Source organism: Thalassobacter sp. (assembly GCF_982993085.1).
The window spans coordinates 1-3439 of sequence record NZ_CEZFMW010000198.1 but is presented as its reverse complement, the minus strand read 5'-3'; the positions used below and the strand labels follow the sequence as shown (position 1 = coordinate 3439).

Sequence of the window (3439 nt, the reverse complement as noted above, 5' to 3'; positions counted from 1 at the left end):
ATTTCGTCATCGCCTTTTACAACCCCGTGTCGCAACGCCGCCGGACCCTTTTGGCAGAGGCGCGCGATATCCTATTGCAACACCGTCCACCGGAAACGCCCGTTATGCTGGCCAGCTCACTTGGCCGCCCCGAGGAATACATCCGCTACCGCCGCCTCGATGCCCTTGAGGTGGATGAGGTCGACATGCTGACCGTTGTCCTCATCGGCTCCAGCCATTCTAAGTTGGCGCATTTGGGCGAAGGGCCGCGCATGTACACACCACGTGGCTATGCACGCAAAATCGATGGTGATTTGGCGCAGGCTGCCAAAGAGGGGCAGGGGTGATCGCGCGCGCTTTCCCCCGCTGGTACGAAACTGTTTGGGGCGCACTTTGCTGCGCAGCCTCTCCGTCGCAAGGAACACTACTATGACTGTCTATTTCATCGGCGCAGGTCCCGGCGATCCCGAACTGCTGACGCTTAAAGCTCAACGTTTGATCCGGGCCTGTTCTGTTTGCCTCTATGCGGGGTCGCTTGTGCCCGAGCAGGTTGTGGCCGAAGCGCCAGAAGGCGCGCGGGTGTTGGACACCGCCTCGATGACGCTGGACGAAACCCATGCTGAGATCGTGGCGGCCCACGCCCAAGGCCAAGACGTAGCGCGCGTGCACTCAGGCGATCCGTCGCTTTATGGTGCGATAGCCGAGCAAATTCGCCGCCTGAAGGCTGATGGGATTGACTACCAAGTGGTGCCAGGTGTGCCCGCATATGCCGCCGCTGCTGCCGCCTTGGGCCAAGAGCTGACAATCCCCGAAGTGGCGCAATCCATCATCCTGACGCGGGTGAGCATGAAGTCGACCTCCATGCCGCCCAATGAGACGCTTGAAAACTTTGCGCGCACGGGGGCCACGCTAGCGATCCACTTGGGCATCCGCAACCTGCGGGAGATTGAGCGTGTCCTAACCCCGCATTACGGCGCAGATTGCCCGGTTGTTGTGGCCTACCGCGTGGGTTGGCCGGATCAGATGTTTGTAAAGGGCACAATCTCGGACATTCAGCCCAAGATACGCGCCGCCAAGATTACGCGGACTGCGCTGATTCTGGTCGGTCCAGCCCTGCGGGAGGTCCAAGATTTCCGCGATAGCGCGCTTTATGACCCAGCGATGCCCCATGTTCTAAGGCCAAAAGCACGCGCCTGAGGTTTTTCTGACGGCATTAAACCTGCCCTTAACGAATGGCGTGCCACGTTTGTCCTCATAAGAGAGGACCAGCCATGAGCACGACCATTCAAGACCAATCAAATGTTCACGTCCGTGTGGGGGATGCATCCCTGCCGGTCTATGCGCTTACGGAAAACGGTCTGGACATGGATATAAAGGACGCCCCGCTTTTGCGGGGTTTTGTTTTGGTTTTCGACGGTGAGCAGTTGTTGTCTGAGGCCTATATCGATGCCGTCGATGAAGCACGGGGCTTTTTGCGATATGTTTTCGGGCGGGATACCGCCCGCACCTAGATCGGCGCAGGCCCGTAGTAAGCGGCCCTTTCCCCCGTGATGCGCGCCCACATTTGATCACCTAGCGAAAAGTGCCACCACTCCGTCGGGTTGTTGGCAAACCCTGCCGCATCCATGATCCAAAAGAGCATCCGCCGGTTGTCCCGCGCCTCAATCGCAGAAAAGGACATGGCGTCTGAGGCTGGCTCAAAGTGTGCGGTGTTGGATATTTCTGTCACATCGTCAAAGATTGACCCCATGAACAATGCGTCGCCACCGATGCGGCGTAGCGTCAGGTCCACGGCCGCGCCTGTTGCGTGAGGTGGCGGAGAGGCGGGATCAATCACGCCGCCAGGGGCGCCGCGCGCCCAGTATTTCTCAACCTCTGCCTGAAGGGCTGTACCCTCTAGGTTCGGATCGTGGCGGCGTATGTGGGCAGGCATCCAGTGGTCGTGGAAGTAATTCTGCACTGCAATTGGTCGCCACGCATCAAACACCCACAGCTCCAATTCATAGGGTGCGAGGAGCGTGTTGACGGTTTGTAGCCTTTCCGCGAGCGGGGCGCGCAGCAACAAATCCGGCACCGAGCCGTCTATTTGGGTGTGATACGGTGGATTGTGCCGGCCGTGGTAATAGTTTTCCCCTGCGATCCCTAACGCGCGCAACTCAACCATTGCGTCGCGCTGCGCTGGGGCGTCCATGTCCATGGGGTGGTCGCGGTAGCCGGGGCGGAGCGCTTCGGCGTGGGCGACACGCTCCGCTATGGGCTGCATGCGGTAGGTGCCAAGAACACCTTGTGTAACAGATTGGATCATGGAGCCTTTTTGCGGCCTTGTGCCTCTTTCGGCAAGGCTGGACTTGACGGTCTGGCGCGGGCGGGCACATAACCGTGCGACCCAATCAGGAGGCTTCCCAATGTCCAGAACCGTCTATGTGAATGGGGCTTATGTGCCCGAAGAAGACGCCAAAATTTCCATATTCGACCGGGGTTTTTTGTTCGCGGATGGGGTCTATGAGGTCACGAGCGTTCTGGGCGGCAAACTGATCGATTTTGAGGGGCACGCCAAACGGCTTGAGCGTTCCTTGTCCGAATTGGACATGCCATCGCCCTCCACGATGGACGAACTGCTGGAAATCCACCGCGAATTGGTGCGGGCAAATGGGATTGATGAAGGCTTGGTCTATTTGCAGGTCACGCGCGGGGCTGCGGATCGTGATTTTGCTTATCCCGTGGATGCCGCGCCGTCGTTGGTATTGTTCACGCAGTCTAAGCCCGGATTGGCGGCGAACCCTGTGGCGGACAAGGGGATCTCGGTCATTTCGATCGAGGATCAGCGCTGGGGTCGGCGGGATATTAAGACCGTGCAGTTGTTGTACCCGTCGATGGGCAAGATGATGGCCAAGGCTGCGGGTGCGGACGACGCGTGGATGGTAGAGGATGGCGCTGTGACAGAGGGCACGTCCAACAATGCCTACATCGTAAAAGGGAACACGATTGTCACCCGTCATTTGGGCAACGAAATTTTGCACGGCATCACCCGCGCCGCTGTGCTGCGCATGGCGCAAGAGGCGCAGATGCAGGTAGAAGAGCGGTCGTTTACACTAGAAGAAGCGGCGGCTGCAGATGAGGCATTTGTGACCTCAGCGTCCACGTTCGTAATGCCCGTGGTTTCTTTGGATGGTGCCCAAATTGGGACCGGCAAGCCTGGGCCCGTAGCGGCGCGTTTGCGTGAAATCTATCTGGAAGAGAGCCTTGCAAAGGCGATCTAGTACATCGCTGGAGGAAGCCTCCGGCGGGAGTATTTTGAGAACAAAGGAGGGGGGCGTCGCGGCCCCCCTTTTGTTTGCTCAGCCGTCTTTGTTGGTGACGTTTTCTTTGAAGGATGTCTCGAACGCGGCTTGCTGTTCGGCGGTTGCCTCGGTCTGGTGCTTGGCCTTCCATTCGGACATGGGCATGCCGTAGTAGGTTT

Annotated in this window: 5 protein-coding genes and 1 pseudogene; 4 read left to right on the top strand and 2 right to left on the bottom strand. The window is 58.7% G+C overall.

Features of this window, described 5'->3' with window-relative positions:
- From AC4GMC_RS17775 to AC4GMC_RS17765, 3 genes and pseudogenes are all read left to right on the top strand, one after another.
- Nucleotides 1-326 (top strand): annotated as a pseudogene (locus AC4GMC_RS17775) (precorrin-3B C(17)-methyltransferase); the annotation flags it as partial.
- Between the two features lie 82 nt (nt 327-408).
- Complete coding sequence (cobM, locus tag AC4GMC_RS17770; RefSeq protein ID WP_487877058.1) at nt 409-1176, top strand: precorrin-4 C(11)-methyltransferase; 768 nt, start codon at nt 409-411, stop codon at nt 1174-1176.
- 74 nt (nt 1177-1250) lie between these two features.
- The gene (locus tag AC4GMC_RS17765; RefSeq protein WP_487877057.1) at nt 1251-1490 is read left to right on the top strand and encodes a hypothetical protein; all 240 of its coding nucleotides are present in this window, start codon (nt 1251-1253) and stop codon (nt 1488-1490) included.
- Here AC4GMC_RS17765 and AC4GMC_RS17760 read toward each other — a convergent pair.
- On the bottom strand, nt 1487-2284 hold the full coding sequence (locus AC4GMC_RS17760; protein ID WP_487877056.1) for a M15 family metallopeptidase: 798 nt from the start codon (nt 2282-2284) through the stop codon (nt 1487-1489). The two genes, AC4GMC_RS17765 and AC4GMC_RS17760, sit on opposite strands and share 4 nt — an antisense overlap.
- Before the next feature lie 100 nt (nt 2285-2384).
- Between AC4GMC_RS17760 and AC4GMC_RS17755 the strand changes: the two genes are divergently transcribed.
- Nucleotides 2385-3239, top strand: a complete 855-nt coding sequence (locus AC4GMC_RS17755) for a D-amino-acid transaminase (RefSeq protein WP_487877055.1) — start codon at nt 2385-2387, stop codon at nt 3237-3239.
- 78 nt (nt 3240-3317) lie between these two features.
- On the opposite strand, the gene AC4GMC_RS17750 is transcribed toward AC4GMC_RS17755, so the two are convergent.
- A partial coding sequence (locus AC4GMC_RS17750; protein ID WP_487880452.1) for a DUF1244 domain-containing protein occupies nt 3318-3439 on the bottom strand: 122 nt, incomplete at its 5' end.